The 15,867-nt window shown below is 44.7% G+C and carries 16 protein-coding genes; all 16 read right to left on the reverse strand.

All coding sequences use genetic code 11. The features are described from left to right. Positions 1 to 3: 3 nt before the first annotated feature. The 16 genes from BLV00_RS09855 to BLV00_RS09930 all read right to left on the reverse strand — a co-directional run bounded on the left by BLV00_RS09855 (position 4) and on the right by BLV00_RS09930 (position 15,867). Entirely contained in the window at positions 4 to 822 is an 819-nt protein-coding gene (locus BLV00_RS09855; protein WP_093044818.1) for a flagellar hook-basal body protein, read from the reverse strand. A 27-nt stretch (positions 823 to 849) separates the two neighbouring features. Further along, entirely contained in the window at positions 850 to 1,854 is a 1,005-nt protein-coding gene (mreB, locus tag BLV00_RS09860) for a rod shape-determining protein (RefSeq protein ID WP_093044819.1), read from the reverse strand. 166 nt (positions 1,855 to 2,020) lie between these two features. Next, positions 2,021 to 2,308 (reverse strand): sporulation transcriptional regulator SpoIIID, encoded by a 288-nt coding sequence (gene spoIIID / locus BLV00_RS09865; protein ID WP_093044820.1) that lies wholly within the window; start codon positions 2,306 to 2,308, stop codon positions 2,021 to 2,023. 338 nt (positions 2,309 to 2,646) lie between these two features. Next, on the reverse strand, positions 2,647 to 3,552 hold the full coding sequence (spoIIQ, locus tag BLV00_RS09870) for a stage II sporulation protein SpoIIQ (protein WP_093044821.1): 906 nt from the start codon (positions 3,550 to 3,552) through the stop codon (positions 2,647 to 2,649). 239 nt (positions 3,553 to 3,791) lie between these two features. Then, on the reverse strand, positions 3,792 to 4,823 hold the full coding sequence (gene spoIID, locus BLV00_RS09875; RefSeq protein ID WP_093044822.1) for a stage II sporulation protein D: 1,032 nt from the start codon (positions 4,821 to 4,823) through the stop codon (positions 3,792 to 3,794). A 147-nt stretch (positions 4,824 to 4,970) separates the two neighbouring features. After that, entirely contained in the window at positions 4,971 to 6,281 is a 1,311-nt protein-coding gene (murA, locus tag BLV00_RS09880; RefSeq protein WP_093044823.1) for a UDP-N-acetylglucosamine 1-carboxyvinyltransferase, read from the reverse strand. Between the two features lie 34 nt (positions 6,282 to 6,315). After that, complete coding sequence (locus tag BLV00_RS09885) at positions 6,316 to 7,035, reverse strand: YwmB family TATA-box binding protein (RefSeq protein WP_093044824.1); 720 nt, start codon at positions 7,033 to 7,035, stop codon at positions 6,316 to 6,318. Positions 7,036 to 7,126: 91 nt separating this feature from the next. After that, positions 7,127 to 7,372, reverse strand: a complete 246-nt coding sequence (locus BLV00_RS09890; protein WP_245728933.1) for a DUF1146 family protein — start codon at positions 7,370 to 7,372, stop codon at positions 7,127 to 7,129. Positions 7,373 to 7,567: 195 nt separating this feature from the next. Beyond that, positions 7,568 to 9,073, reverse strand: a complete 1,506-nt coding sequence (gene nuoN, locus BLV00_RS09895; RefSeq protein ID WP_093044825.1) for an NADH-quinone oxidoreductase subunit NuoN — start codon at positions 9,071 to 9,073, stop codon at positions 7,568 to 7,570. 4 nt (positions 9,074 to 9,077) lie between these two features. Further along, entirely contained in the window at positions 9,078 to 10,550 is a 1,473-nt protein-coding gene (locus BLV00_RS09900; RefSeq protein WP_093044826.1) for a complex I subunit 4 family protein, read from the reverse strand. Then, complete coding sequence (gene nuoL, locus BLV00_RS09905) at positions 10,550 to 12,415, reverse strand: NADH-quinone oxidoreductase subunit L (protein WP_093044827.1); 1,866 nt, start codon at positions 12,413 to 12,415, stop codon at positions 10,550 to 10,552. The genes BLV00_RS09900 and nuoL overlap by 1 nt, the downstream gene beginning before the upstream one ends. A 52-nt stretch (positions 12,416 to 12,467) precedes the next feature. Then, on the reverse strand, positions 12,468 to 12,782 hold the full coding sequence (nuoK, locus tag BLV00_RS09910; RefSeq protein WP_062442396.1) for an NADH-quinone oxidoreductase subunit NuoK: 315 nt from the start codon (positions 12,780 to 12,782) through the stop codon (positions 12,468 to 12,470). Next, positions 12,779 to 13,294, reverse strand: a complete 516-nt coding sequence (locus BLV00_RS09915) for an NADH-quinone oxidoreductase subunit J (protein WP_093044828.1) — start codon at positions 13,292 to 13,294, stop codon at positions 12,779 to 12,781. Before BLV00_RS09915 ends, nuoK begins: the two co-directional genes overlap by 4 nt. Further along, positions 13,291 to 13,710 carry an NADH-quinone oxidoreductase subunit NuoI gene (nuoI, locus tag BLV00_RS09920; protein WP_028784093.1) on the reverse strand — a complete coding sequence of 140 codons (420 nt, stop codon included), beginning with the start codon at positions 13,708 to 13,710 and terminating at the stop codon, positions 13,291 to 13,293. Before nuoI ends, BLV00_RS09915 begins: the two co-directional genes overlap by 4 nt. A gap of 37 nt (positions 13,711 to 13,747) precedes the next feature. Beyond that, the gene (gene nuoH, locus BLV00_RS09925) at positions 13,748 to 14,767 is read right to left on the reverse strand and encodes an NADH-quinone oxidoreductase subunit NuoH (protein WP_093044829.1); all 1,020 of its coding nucleotides are present in this window, start codon (positions 14,765 to 14,767) and stop codon (positions 13,748 to 13,750) included. Then, complete coding sequence (locus BLV00_RS09930; RefSeq protein ID WP_093044830.1) at positions 14,767 to 15,867, reverse strand: NADH-quinone oxidoreductase subunit D; 1,101 nt, start codon at positions 15,865 to 15,867, stop codon at positions 14,767 to 14,769. Before BLV00_RS09930 ends, nuoH begins: the two co-directional genes overlap by 1 nt.

The raw sequence follows: 15,867 nt of genomic DNA on the forward strand, positions 1-15,867 counted from the left end.
CCTTTACCTCAACCTGCCGATTTCATTGACAGCCTTGTCCATACTTTGGTCATAAGCTTTCAAGACACGTTGATTCATTTCGAAATTACGATATGTATTCATCATTTCCGTCATTGTTTTACCTGCATCTACATTGGAACGCTCGAGGTGGTTTTGCTGAACGGAAAAATCAACACCAGCCACCTGCCTGGCATCCAGGGCTTCCCCTTCGTCCAAACGGAAAGTGGTGTTCCCTTCTTTGACCAGGCTTTGTGAATTGGCAATATAGGAGATTCCTAAAGGAATATCTCCCCCTGCAAGTGACACGGTTCCGTCTGTGGAGACTTGGAATTCCATACCGTCCACTGCAATCGGATCACCTGACTCATCAAGTACATAAGCACCCTCCTGGGTCACCAGATACCCTTGTCCATCCACAGTAAAATTACCATTACGTGTATAACGTGCCTCCCCATCGTCACTTTGCACGGTAAAATATAATGACCCCATCTCATCCGGGAGATTGCCATTGATAAGTGCCATATCCGTCCCGACTCCTGTCTCACGGATATCACCCTGAGCAAAATCAGGAATGGTTTCCTGCAGGTACGCACCCGTGTTCAACGATCCGATCTTTTGATTTACAGGAACATGCAATCCCCTGCCTGGTGGAATGCTTTTCGCTTCGACCCGCTGCATCAACAGCTCAGGAAAAGCACGCATGACACCCTGGTCGGATTTATAGCCAGGTGTGTTGGCATTCGCCATATTATTCGACAATGCTTCTTGACGTCGCTGCTGGGCAATTATCCCGGAAGCAGCAGTATAGAATCCTCTCAGCAAGGGAATCGCTCCTTTATTTGAACTTGATTATCTTCTGATTTTATTTTTTGCGATTTTATCAATGTTTTCTAACATGATGCCTGTACCTTTCGCGACACAGTTCATCGGCTCTTCCGCTACTAATACCGGTACCTTCAATTCTTCTGCCAGCAGCTTGTCGATGCCATGAATCAACGCACCGCCCCCCGTGATGATAATACCGCGGTCGATAATGTCTGCTGACAATTCAGGCGGCGTGCGCTCCAAAACCGATTTGGCCGCCTGGACGATGACCTGCACCGATTCACGGAGCGCTTTTTCGATTTCAGATGAACGGACAGTGATTGTTCTCGGAAGCCCGGATACCATATCCCGGCCACGTATGTCGATTTCTTCATCGCGACCATCAGGAAATACGGTGGCTACACTGATTTTGATCTCTTCAGCAGTCCGTTCACCGATTAACAGCTTGTACTCTTTTTTAATATAACTGAGGATTTCCTGGTCGAATTTATCCCCGGCCATTTTGATAGAAGAAGCCGTTACGATATCACCCATGGAAAGGACAGCAACATCTGTTGTTCCCCCGCCGATATCGACGACCATATTGCCACTCGGCTGGAAAATTTCCATACCTGCCCCGATGGCAGCGACTTTAGGCTCTTCTTCCAGGTATACTTTTTTCGCTCCGGATTTCTCCGCTGCTTCTCTAATTGCTTTTTGTTCCACCTTGGTGATATTCGTGGGACAGCATATCAACATGCGAGGCTTTGATAAAAAGCCACGCACATTGATTTTGTCTATAAAATGCTTCAGCATCGCTTCTGTCACATCAAAATCCGCAATCACGCCATCTTTAAGGGGACGAATCGCCTCAATATTACCCGGGGTACGACCGACCATCCGCCGGGCATCTTCTCCTACTTCTAAGACTTTTCCAGTGGTCCGATCCATTGCGACCACAGAAGGCTCATCCAAGACGATCCCTTTTCCACGTACATGGATTAGCACATTGGCAGTACCAAGATCAATTCCGATATCTCTAGCTAGCATGTTTAGTAGATCCTCCCTGTTCAAAACAAGACTTTTCTCGCATCCGTCCGAAAACTTCATGCATCTAATGTTATATTCTATCACAAAAACGCGACCATCGTCGCACCTCTAATGAAAAAACTTTCCAAAATTCGAGGAAATTATACAAGGGAGAATCTTTTTTAAATTATTGAGAGGGCTGCACAGGCTGACTGGACTCTGGCTGTATTTTCATCTGATACTTCCGCTTCGTGGCTTCTCCACCGCGGAGATGGCGGATTTCCTTATGGTAATCGAGGATCTTTTTTACTTGTACAGCCATTTCCGGATTCAACTCAGGGAGCCGTTCTGTCAAATCCTTATGGACGGTACTTTTTGACACGCCGAACTCCTTTGCGATCACTCGCACTGTTTTTTTTGTTTCCACAATGTATTCCCCTATCTTGATGGTCCTCTCTTTGATGTAGTCATGCACATCACTCGCCTCCTATGGTTGACTATCCAAGGTGTGTATTGAGACAAGATGATTCACTTGGGGTATGTTTTTTATGAAAAAGCAATTGACCGAAAGCTTTTCGTTTCTAGGATCGTAACGTTCACCTCGGATGCTACCGAATGCTCGGTTAATTACATCTTATTAGTCAGCAGTCAGGAATATGTATGAAAAACAAGGCGACAAGTCCTGAAAATAAAGGATTGAAGTCCTTCTCTGGGAAACCGGGGGAAGAAAGGAGGAATAATCGAAGGAAAAACATGCATAATATTCCAAACGGTGCGCAAAATAAAAAAGCCGCGCTGGAAGCGCGACTTTTCTTAGGTTTGTGTCATGGAAATGGAGGATTCAGCATCTTCATCCATCTCAGGCTCTTCTTCAACGCCTGTTTCTTCGTCACCTTCTCCTGGGGCTTCTTCTTCCGCTCCAGGCTCAAGTTCTCCAATTTCCTCTTCACTTATATCTTGATTTTGTTCTTCTTCACCAGATGTTTCATTGTCTTCAGCTTGTTCAGGCTCTTCGGCTTCTTTTTGCTTTTCCAATTCACTTAAAGGTTTGCCGAAGAATGACTCTGGGTTAAGTGCTTCCCCACCTTTACGGACTTCAAAGTGTACATGAACTCCACTTGCCTGTCCGAAGATGTTTCTGCCTGCTGTACCAATGACATCGCCTTGCTTGATTTCAGTACCAGCTTCAATTTGGACTTCATCAAGACTTGCATAGACAGTTGTCACTTCTTGACCATGATCCAGTTGAACGACATTGCCATAAAGCGGATCTTCTTTTACCTCTGTTACTGTACCACTTAGAGCTGCTGTGACGTCGAATTTTTCATCATTTTTTGTGATATCGACACCTGTACTTTGATAATACTTATTGTTATACAATACAAGTGCGTTTTCCTGGTCTTCATCTGAAGCATCGTAGTCATAGAACTTTGTTACAATTGTAGAACTTTCTTCGTCAGCGACTGGCATTGCCATCTCTTCACCTGATTCCATGACCGGTACAGCATCTTCGTCACCGAATGGATCTTCTGTAATCACTTCATCGTTTACATTCGGATCATCGGCAAAATCAACTTCTTCCCCACGTTGTTGATACCAAAGCACCCCAGCTAACACTAGAGCTGCAATCGAAAGATAGATTGCTGGATACACCCACTTCTTGCCTAACAAGCGTCGGAACTTAAGTTTTGTGACGCTCTTTTTTTCTTCGTCTCTCATTTGTTCATCACCTCAGCAACCATTCTGAGCAAAAAATGAGAGACTTATACATCCAAACGAAAAAATTTTGATAAACTGGAAGAAAATTCTGTTAAATACCATACTTTTAGCCCCGTTGGGGATGAATAAAGCTCGCTTCCCAATCTCTCTTCGGATATTTTTTATAATGAGCCCTTCACTTTTTAAGTGAAAAGGCTGACGAAATTTCATCGCCAGCCTGATACGTATCCTGCTCATTATTATTCATTCGGGTTGATCATGGCTTGCAGGGAATTCAACTGCTCCATTTCAGTTACTTTCGCTCCCTGGTAGTAATGCTGGACGATTTCTTTATAATCGCTCCCTTGTTTAGCCATCCCGTTCGCACCGTACTGACTCATTCCAACACCATGCCCATATCCTTTCGTTGTAAAAATCAAATGACCGTCTTTTTGATCAATGGAAAAGTCACTGGACCTGAGGCCAAGTTTTTCACGGATTTCTCTTCCAGAAAACTTTTTGCCGCCTACTTCGATGCTGCTCACTCGATTCCCTTCGGTCAAATTGATTCGGGAGGCGGTGACATCGGCTGGGAAAGTGACACCGAGCTTCGCTTCCACTTCTTGTACCGACAGTACCTTTTGATCCAGAAATTTCGGTGACTGTTTATCCCACGGGCTTTCGACACTTTTCAAATAAGGAAAAGCATTTTTCCAGTAATCTTCTGAGTTTTCTGTGTAGCCATTGCTAGTGGAAAAGAAAGCTGCAAAAATTGGTTTTTCTTCGTACGTGATGATTTCACCGGCAGTATCTTTCACTGCCTGGTTGATTTTGCTCATGTTTGCAGTATATTCGCCTTTCCACTGCTTCCTTAACTCTGAATCATTCTTATACACTTGATGATCGACCGTATCAGTGACATCTGCCTGTTCCGAGATATTTTCTCCGTTGGAATAATGCTGCACGATGTACGTCCTTGCTGCTAATGCTTGTGCCTTCAACGCCTCTTTTTCAAAATTGGCCGGCATTTCCGAGGCTACTACCCGTGCGACGTACTTCTCAAGAGGGACTTCTTCGACTTGGTTGGTATTTGTTCTCAGGACATCGATGCTGAAAGGAGATAGATCATCCGGAACTTCTATCATTGGTGTTGTTTCCTTCGGATGCTGCTCTGTGATTCGCTGCTCATTGCCTGAATCAATGAACGGTATGACAATTACTGCGGGAATGATAAGAATCATCAATACTAAAAATAAAAAAGTAAGTAAACCTGGCCGTTTCCAATTTTTCATCCCATGCCCTCCTGCTAGAACGTTAATAGATGTCTCTAGTAAATACTTATACAGAAATAGGATATGATAGAACCTTTTTAGCAGAAGTGAACAAAAAAAGCTTACCCTGCCTAATGAGGCAGAATAAGCTTTTTGTATTTATCGTTCTTATGAAGTAGCCTTCACAGAATCATCCACTGGTTCTTCTTCACTAGCCGGGGTATCGTTGATACGTTCAATATCCGCGCCAAGCTGTGCAAGCTTCTCAGCGAAATCGACATAACCGCGATCCAAGTGCTTCAGTTCGGTGACCCGTGTGTAGCCATCTGCTACAAGTCCAGCGAGAATCAATGCTGCACCTGCCCGCAGGTCTGTAGCTGCTACCTCAGCTCCTTGCAAATCAGAAGGACCTTCGATAATGACGCTGCGTCCTTCAATCTTCATCTTAGCATTCATACGGCGGAACTCTTCTACATGCATGAATCTGTTTTCAAAGACAGTTTCTGTGATTACACTGGTTCCTTTAGCAGAAAGCATCAATGCCATGATCTGTGATTGCATATCTGTCGGGAAGCCAGGGTGAGGCTGAGTTTTGATATCTACTGCCTTCAAATGATTCGGACCAATGACACGCAAGCCATCGTCTTCTTCTTCGATGATGACTCCCATTTCCTGCATTTTAGAGACAAGGGAACGCAGATGTTCCGCTTCCGCTCCTTGAACAAGTACGTTTCCTTTTGTGATAGCGGCTGCTACCATGAAGGTACCTGCTTCAATCCGGTCTGGAATGATGTTGTGTTCAGCACCATTAAGCTTATCCACTCCGGTGATACGGATCGTTTCTGTACCAGCACCGACGATTTTAGCTCCCATCTTATTCAGGAAGTTAGCCAGATCGACGATTTCTGGTTCTTTTGCACAGTTTTCCAAAATTGTTTTTCCATCAGCAAGCGCTGCAGCCATCATGATGTTCTCCGTAGCACCGACACTTGGTACATCCATGTAAATCTTGGCACCCTTCAAGCGGCCGTCTGCATTCACTTCGACGAAGCCATTGCCAACATTCACTTTGGCACCCATGGCTTCAAAGCCTTTCAAATGCTGGTCGATTGGGCGGGATCCGATAGCACAGCCACCTGGCATAGCGACCTTGGCATGACCATAGCGGGCTAAAAGTGGTCCCAGTACAAGCACAGATGCGCGCATTTTGCGTACAAATTCAAATGGGGCTTCTGTTTTAATTTCGCCAGAAGCATCTACGGTTACTGTATTGTTTTCAAAGCTTACTTCAGCATTGATATTACGTAAAACTTCATTTATGGTAACTACATCAGCTAATGCTGGAACTTCATGAAGGACACTTTTTCCTTCACTTGCAATTATACTTGCTGCGATGACAGGCAGTACGGCATTCTTGGCCCCTTCAACTTTAACGGTGCCATTCAGCTGCCTCCCACCACGGACGATGATTTTTTCCACGGTTCATTCTCCTCCGAGTCCATATTCATTATTATTAATATTCAGACGTGATAATCGGCGTGCCTATTGTAATGTTTGTCTTAGCGCCCAAACCTTTACGGACGGCAAACTGGACATTCATGGCACCCGCTGGCAGTGGGATCGTCTGCTCCCACTCTGGTGTATATCCGGAAATACTTTTAAAGTCTGTTTCATCTATCATTTCGATTGTTTTTATGTCTAAGGCTTGTACTAAATTTTTATACACTAAAACATCATCAATAATACCATTAATTTCTGCTTCAATACAAGAGAAAATAGCGACATTTTCCGAGAATATACGATCCTTTTCAACAAAAAAATTATTTTTCAAGAAACGTTCACTCGCTTCCCCCCAGCTTGTCCCAGTAATTTTATAAATAACTTCGATATAATTGCGGTGTTTCTTTGGGACAATCACAATAAACGTTTCGGTGATGCCGGTGGCTTTCTGAGGGTAGACGATCGAGTACTTTTCACTGTTACGATCAGAAGCGCGCTGCCATTGAGCTTGTGGCACCTCTTCTTCCACTAAGCCTTTGATCATGTCGAGATGCTGACGTGAAAATGATTCCTTAGCTATCACTTCCCACCCATCCGCCTCGATACCCTGGGATTGTAATTGAGCAGCAATCATACCCAGCGGCAGCTCTTCTTTGTTTTTGACCCCTGCGAAAGTTTCTAAATCAGTACTTAGCATCAATATGGCAACCAGGATGATCAACAAACTTCTCATCGTAACAATCCTCCCCTTGATAGATTACTATTTTCATTGTTTCCAAGGAGAGGGTGTTACATACTGACTATTTCTCTACATTTCACGACAATTAAAATAGATGGATCAATTGCTGGGACCATTGCAGGAAGTCGAGGAAGAAATTGCTGACGGTGGTACCTATCGTAATCGTCACCAATATCATCAATACTCTTACTTCAAACACGTGGTCTTTGCGTATCCAACCTTCTAATTTTATCGCCTGGAGGACCCTCCAGGTAATTATGATGAAAATCAAGTGAGAAATCATCCCGGTAAGGGCTTGTTGACCCGCCTGTTGCATAAAAGTATCTACCATGTTTTTACACCTCTTCAATTTCATTTCCCAAATTCATTATAATCCTTTCCAAAGATGACATGGAGAAATGAAATTGTCAAACCAACGGATATCCTAATCTACTACTACCTTTATTCTCCTACTTGTAAACCTGACTGCATAAAAAAATCCCCCTGGGTATGCTGTGAACAAAACACCCAGAGGGTTACAGAGGCTTTAATAGAACATTTCTGCAAAGTTGAATTGGGTTTGGAAGAACTCCAAAATCACCCCTGGAAACAATCCCAACGTAATCGTACCTACTGCACAAAAGACCATGGTGATGGTGACTCCTATAGGAAGTCGCACCTGAGTTGCACTTCCTGCCGGCCGCATGAACATCTGCGCCATGATGCCAAAATAGTAAAAGTAGGATATTACGGTAGTTCCAATCATTACCGCCGCCAATATATACCTGGACGGATCAGAAAACAGGGCCCCGATGAAAATGTTGAGCTTTCCGATGAACCCCGCCGTTCCCGGTATACCCGCTAAGGATAACAAGAAGACAGTCATCATGATCGCGACCCATGGCCGGCGATAATAAAGGCCGGCGAAAATGGAAACATCTTCTGAATCGTTATGTTCAGTCATGACCTGGATGATGGCAAATGCGCCAATGTTCATCAGTAAGTAGGCCACTAAGTAGAACCACATACTTTCGAACATTAATTCAGAGAATGCCACAAACGGCACCAGCAGGTAACCGGCATGTGCAATACTTGAATAGGCAAACAATCGTTTTATATTCCGCTGTTTCAAGGCGATTGTGTTCCCCACGATCATGGTTATACCTGCAAGAATACTAAGGAATATCATCAAAGAATGTAACAAGGAAGTATTCTCCTCAAACCCTTGGGTGAACGGAAAAATACTTATCAATACCCGAATGATGATGATGAACCCCGCTGTTTTAGAAACGACACTAAGGAAGGCGGTTACAGGTGTGGGTGCTCCCTGATAAACATCCGGTGCCCACATTTGAAAAGGTACCGACGATATTTTAAACGCCAACCCAACGAAGGTCAGGATGAAAGCAATGCTCAATAATACCTGACCATTAGCCGGGGTAATATTCGATATTTCCCGGGAAATGTCGGCAAGATTCGTGCTGCCTGTCAATCCATAGATGTAACTCATACCAAACAAGGTAAATGCTGTCGATATCCCTCCGTTAATCACGTATTTCATCGCAGCTTCATTAGAATACTTTGACTTTTTCCTGGTTCCAGCCAGGATATAAGAAGAAATCGTCAACAACTCCAAGCCGACAAACAAGGTGATCAAGTCCGCACTGCTTGCCATCATCATCGCACCTAGCAGCGCTGTGAGAAGCAGGTAATAGAATTCTCCTCGATAGGTCAATTCGCCTTTCGCCTCGAAGGATACTCCCATTAACAATACAAGAAGAGAACCTAGTAAAAGGAGAATTTTAAAACTCAAGGAAAATGCATCCAGCCTGTAAGTATTCGCTAAAATCATTGCAGGCTCATGACCTATTTGACTGATCAAGAAAATCAAAGCGACAGCTATGCCTCCGATACCAAACCAGCCGAAATGTTTCCGGTCTACGTTTTTACTGGCAAATAAGTCAATTAAGGATAGGGCAGTAGCAACGAGCAATATGGTGAATTCTGGTGCCATCATGCTCCATTCATAGCTTAATAATGTATCTATATCCATACGCTTACCCTCCTATCCCAAGCATGATTGATTCTAATGCATATTGCAGTGTATGGGTTATGAAGTTTGGATAGACACCGATCAAAACGATCAGTGCCAGCAAAGCTGCTGCTGGAATCATTTCCCTTCTTGTGAGGTCGTACATCCCGGCAAAAGATTTCACTGTTTTTCCGTAGGTAACTCCAAGAACTGCACGCAGGATATAAACTGCAGTCATAATGATTCCGATCGTACCGATGGCAGCAAGCCATGGCATCGACTCAAATAGTCCAAGGAAAGCCATAAACTCCGATACAAAACCACTCATGCCCGGAAGTCCTAAGGAAGCCAACCCAGCTGCAAGTAAGAATCCTGCAGCTAACGGCATTCCTTTGGCGAGTCCGCCAAGGCTTCGCAGTTTCGTCGTATGCGTCCGTTCGTAGATGACGCCAACTAACAGGAACAATAAAGCGGCTATCAAACCATGTGATAACGTTTGGAAAATCGCCCCCTGGATTCCCGCTTCGTTCATCGCTGCTACCCCCAGCAGCACAATTCCCATATGGGAAACACTCGAATAAGCAAACACACTCTTCAACTCGTTTTGCACGAAAGCAAGAAATGCTCCATACAATAAGTTGATCAGTCCCAGCACCGCAATGAATGGGGCTACTTTTACGAACTGATCACCGAAAATCCCGATGCCAAAGTTAATCAAACCGTAAGCACCGATTTTCAACAGGATGCCTGCATGAATCATTACGACAGCAATAGGGGCATGGACGTGGACCCTTACCATCCAGGTGTGTAAAGGAACGATCGGCAGCTTCACACCGAAAGCAATCAATAGTGCAAGCAAACTTCCAAACCGGAATTCTTCACTGACCGCATTCCCGCTCCCCATAATCGTTTTTAATTCTTCGATGTTGGTTGTTCCTGTTTTTGCAAAAATAGCAGCAAACAGGATTAAAAGAACCGCAGACCCTAACCCATTATAAATAAGGAAACTGTAAGCCGCTTTCTCTCGTTCTACAAATCCCCACCTGCCAATCAGGAAGAACATTGGAACTAATGTAATTTCAAAGAAAATGAAGAAAAGTATCAAATTTTCCGCTGTAAACACACCAAGCATCCCTATTTCCAGGATAAGGAACCAAAGGAAATAGGCCTTCAGTCCTTGCTTGATTTGAGCAGCAGCAACACTGGCAGACAGTGTCGAAACAATCGTGGTCAGTAATAATAGCAGCAAGGAGAACCCATCGACACCTAATTCGTAATCTATTTGAAATATTCCATTACCAAAACTGATCCATTGGTGAGAAATAGCTAAATCTCCTCCACCATGAAACTGAGCGTAGACTACCAGGGATAATAGCAATGGTAAAACCGTAGCCAGAATCCCAGTCAGGCTGATGGTCACCTTTTGTTCCGCCTGCTGTATACTTAAAATCAAAATCCCGATTAAAGGGGAGAAAACCAATATCGTCAGCCAGTCCATTATAGATACCCCCCTGTCCAAACGACGAGGAAGACAAGGATGGCCAAACCTACAAAGGCCACGGCCCCATAAGTTTGTACCTGTCCCGATTGCAGCCTTGACCCGAGACTTCCCACACTTTTAACCACCCCGGTAACTGCAGCTACGATCACTTCCACGATATATTTTTCTATGAAACTTCCGAGATAACTGACAGCCCGGACACCATACTCGATTGTATACTGGTAAAACTCATCAATGAAGTATTTGTTAAACACCAATGTATACGTGTTGGGCATATGGCTGGTAAGAAAATCCCGCTGTAATGCTTTTTTATAATAGATTAGATAAGCCAGGCCGATTCCGGCAAAAGCAACCAAACTTGCTGCCAGCATTACCCATATCGGTCCCTCATGATGTTCAAAAGGCAGAAATTCGCTGTCCCCGACAAGCCAATCCCCTAAGAAGGTTCCAAACCAAGGGGTGTTGATATAACCGGAGAAAATAGCTAAAATGGCCAGCGTAATCATCGGGTAGGTCATGGAGCGAGGTGATTCATGAACCTTCGTTCCTGTGGTTCTACTCTCACCTGCAAATACCATGAAAAACAAACGGAACATATAAATAGCTGTAAAGAAAGCAGCAATCAAACCAAGGATGAATAACCCATATCGGCCGTCATACCAGGTCGCCAGCAAAATTTCGTCTTTACTGAAGAATCCCGAGAACAATGGAACACCGCTGATAGCTAACGCCCCAATAAGAAACACCGGTCCTGTGATATGCATCTTCTTCCAGAGCCCGCCCATTTTTTCGATATTTTGCGTATGGACAGCATGAATGACGCTCCCTGCCGCCAGGAACAATAAGGCTTTGAAAAAAGCATGGGTCATCAAGTGGAAAACGCCTGCTACATACCCTGCGGCTCCAAGCGCCATCATCATATAGCCAAGCTGGGAAACCGTAGAATAAGCTAACACTCGCTTAATATCCTTTTGGACAAGACCAATCGTAGCTGCAAAAATCGCAGTGAACCCACCAGTTACAGCTACGACGGTCATTGCTGCAGGACTGGCCTCAAACACTGGAAACAAGGTGGCGACTAAATATACACCTGCCGCTACCATCGTTGCCGCGTGTATCAAAGCAGAAACAGGCGTCGGACCTTCCATCGCATCCGGCAGCCATGTATGCAACGGAAATTGCCCCGACTTCCCGACCGCCCCGATAAAAATAAGGATAGCAATCAACGTAAGCAGACCTTCTGCTACGCTTCCATCACGGACTGCTGTGAATATTTCATTGAATTCAAGACTGCCAACTTGCCAAAATAATAGAATCATACCGATAAGCAGGCCGATATCTCCGATTCTCGTCATAATGAAAGCTCTTTTAGCTGCCGCTTTCGCTTCTTCTTTATAAAAATAGAAGCCAATCAATAGAAATGAGCCGACCCCGACCAATTCCCAAAAAATATACAGCTGCAGCAGATTCGGAGAAATTACCAGAGCCAGCATTGCGAAGGTGAATAACCCGAGGTAGCTATAAAAAGTCGCCATGCGAGTATCATCATGCATATAGCCTTTAGAATAAATATGTACTAGAAAACTGACCAGAGACACAATAACGAGCATCAATGCGTTCAACGGATTGACGATAACTCCAAAACGAAATTCAATGGAACCAATCGTCAACCAGGCAGCCTCCGCTCCGCCGCTTCCATTTGCCATTTGTGTGAACAACACGATGACAGATAGTACGAATGAAATCCCTGTGAAACCTATGCCTACATAGCTGCATTTTTCTCTCCATTGTTTTCCGAAAAAAATAAGGAGAATGAACGACAGCAATGGAAACAAAGGGATCAACCATGCATTTTCTAACATCCTGACACAACTCCCTTCTGTTCCAGGTTTCCATGTGAACCGACACGGATAATCAGTGCTTCATTGTATTCATTTCATCAATTTGCACCGTAGAGCGATTGCGGTAGAGAGCGATAAGAATCGCAAGCCCTACTGCAGCTTCAGCAGCGGCCACCGTAATCGTGAACAAGGAAAAGATCTGGCCGGTGATTCCTGGATTGATTCCATATTTACTGAATGCTACCAAATTGATATTGACAGCGTTCAGCATCAGCTCAATCGAAATCAGCACAATAACCGTATTCTTTTTTGTCAAAGCACCGAATAAACCGATACAAAATAACACCAACGCTAAAAGAAGATAGGCATTGACGGGTATGGCACTCATTTATGCTCCGCCTCCTCCTCGTCATCCCGTTTGGCCAGGATGATCGCGCCGACTAAAGCAACAAGCAGGACCACCGACATCAGTTCAAAAGGGATGACATATTTGCTGTACAGTTCCACACCAATCTGCTTCGTGTTTTCCACATGCAGACTGGTCGCCTGGTCACCAAATGACACTTGATTGATCGAAAAGTACATGGTAAAGAAAAATAACACTATTCCGGCTCCAACAATGATATTCCTTGTCAGATTGCCCCGTGTCTTTTGTTCATCATTGTGCCGGGTGAGCATGATGCCAAAAATCATGATGATCGTTACTGCACCTGAGTAAATCAACACTTGTGCAATAGCCACGAATTCTGCAGACAACATCACATATAATCCTGCAATCGCAAGAAAGGTAAGCACAAGTGATAACAGCATATGAATGACTTTCGTCAGATTCAACATCAGGATGCCGCCTAAAATCGCGAGCAGTGCCAGCACTAGAAAGGCGAATAATTCTCCACTCATGCTTTATTCTCCTCTCTGATATTCTGGTCATTTTCATCCAGCCACTCAAGATTCTTAAAAAGATCATCCCGGGAGTATTCTGCCAGCTCGAAATTGTTTGTCATGACGATAGCTTCGGTCGGACAAACCTCGGTACAGAGATCGCATAGAATGCAAATCTCAAAGTTGATGTCATAGGTGTCGATGACTTTCCCTTTCTTATCAGGGTCCGGATGCTTTTTCCCTGTCAACTGGATACAATCTGTCGGACAAATGTTGGCGCATTGATTACACACAATACATTTTTCCGGGTAAAACTTTTGTATACCACGGAATCGATCCGGCATCGGAATCGGCTCCTCCGGATACTGGTAGGTCACTTTTTCCTTTGTCATATTCTTAAGGGTATATTTCAGACCTTTCGCTAAACCGAGCATGTGTTCAGCCCCCTTTCAATTGGTATGCCATAACAATTCAGAAAAACAACTCTTTGATAATTGCCGTGACAAAAATATTTGCCAAAGCAATCGGAAGCAGCACTTTCCAGCCAAATTCCATCAACTGGTCTGCGCGAAGACGCGGAAAGGTCACTCGCAGCCACATGAAGAAGAAGACAACTACGATGAATTTCATCGTAAACCAAACGGCTCCAAGACCGATGTCATTCAGCCCTATCCCTGGGATCGGTGCATTCCAGCCCCCGAGGAATAAAACGGTAATTAACGCTGAGAGAGCAAAAAGGTATACATATTCCGCCAGCATGAAGAATGCGAAACGGAAACCTGAGTATTCAACATGGTAACCGGCTACCAGCTCCGACTCCGCTTCCGGAAGGTCGAATGGGGTCCGGTTCAGTTCAGCTGTCCCTGCAATCAAGAATATGACGAATGCGACAGGCTGCAGGAAAATGAACGCTATATTCTCTTGATAAAGGACAATATCATAAAGGTTAAGGCTGCCTGTGAACAGGATGATCCCTACCACAGACATAACTAAAGGAATCTCGTAAGAAATCATCTGAGCAGCAGCACGCATGCCTCCCATCAACGCGTATTTATTATTGGAAGCCCAGCCTGCCGTTACGATACCGATCGTAGAAATCCCTGAAATTGCAATATAATAAAGCAATCCGACACCAATATCTGAAAACTTGAAAGCCGGTGTAAATGGAATGACTGCCAGCACTAAAAAAGCAGGTGCGTACGCGATCATCGGCGCCAGAACGAATAAAGGCTTATCAGCAAGTTTCGGCATCGTATCCTCTTTTAGCAGAAGCTTCAATACATCAGCCACACTTTGCAGCAAACCGAAGCGGCCTCCGACACGGTTCGGTCCATGGCGAAGCTGCATGAACCCCATCACTTTCCGTTCTGCTAAAATCGCAAAGGTAACGAAGCCGAGCCCAATTCCCAGCATGGCAACGCCAAGCGAAAGGAAGATGGCCATGTTTCCCCAGCCTGGCTGGGATTGCAGTACGGAATCAATCCAGCTCATCAGCCATCCACCTCCCCTAAGACGATATCTACGCCACCAAGTATCGTGATCAAGTTAGCCATATTCTCTCCCTCGAGAAGCTTAGGCAATATCTGCAGGTTATAAAAAGATGGACGCCGGAACTTCAAGCGATACGGTTCTTTTTTTCCTTCACTTGCAATATAACAGCCAATTTCTCCACGGGGAGATTCGATTCTGACAAATGCTTCTCCTTTAGGAGCTTTTACGATCCGGGGCACCTTAGCCATAAACTGCCCATCATTAGGAATCTGCTCAACCGCCTGTTCGATGATTTTCAACGATTCTTCGATTTCACCCATCCGGCATTGATAGCGGGACCAGGCATCTCCTTCTTCTGCAGTGATGACATTAAAGTCGAACCGGTCATAAATAGAATACGGTTCATGCTTCCGCAGATCCCATTCAATCCCGGTACACCGGAGATTAGCACCGCTTAATGAATATTGCAGTGCTTCTTCTTTCGTATAACGGCCGACCCCATTTACCCGGTTCAGGAATATTTCGTTACCTGTGACCAGGTCATGATACCCCTCCAGTTGCTCACGCATATAAGGAACAAAATCACGGACCTTTTCGATCCATCCGTCCGGGGCGTCCCATTTGACTCCTCCCACCCGCATATAATTGAAAGTAAGTCTTCCGCCTGAAAGTTCATTCAAAAGGTTGATGATGACTTCCCGTTCGCGGAAGGCATAAAGGAAAGGGCTTACCGCCCCTATATCCAATAAATATGTACCGAACCAGACCAGGTGGCTGGCTACTCGGCCTAGTTCCATGGCCAGTACCCGCAAATATTCTGCATGATCCGGAAGCTCCAGACCCATCATTGTTTCCACCGCGTGACAAATGACATAATTGTTGGTCATCGCAGAAAGGTAATCCATCCGATCGGTATACGGGATAATTTGTGTATATTGCAAGTCTTCCGCCAGCTTCTCCGTCCCTCGGTGGAGATAACCGATAACCGGGGTCGCTTCTTTGATGGTCTCTCCGTCCACCTTGATTACCAGACGGAATACACCGTGCGTACTGGGATGCTGCGGTCCGACATTAAGCATCATTTCTTCTGTTCTGATCAT

This window comes from Thalassobacillus cyri, assembly GCF_900107755.1.
GTDB classification, from domain to species: Bacteria; Bacillota; Bacilli; order Bacillales; family Halobacillaceae; genus Thalassobacillus; species Thalassobacillus cyri.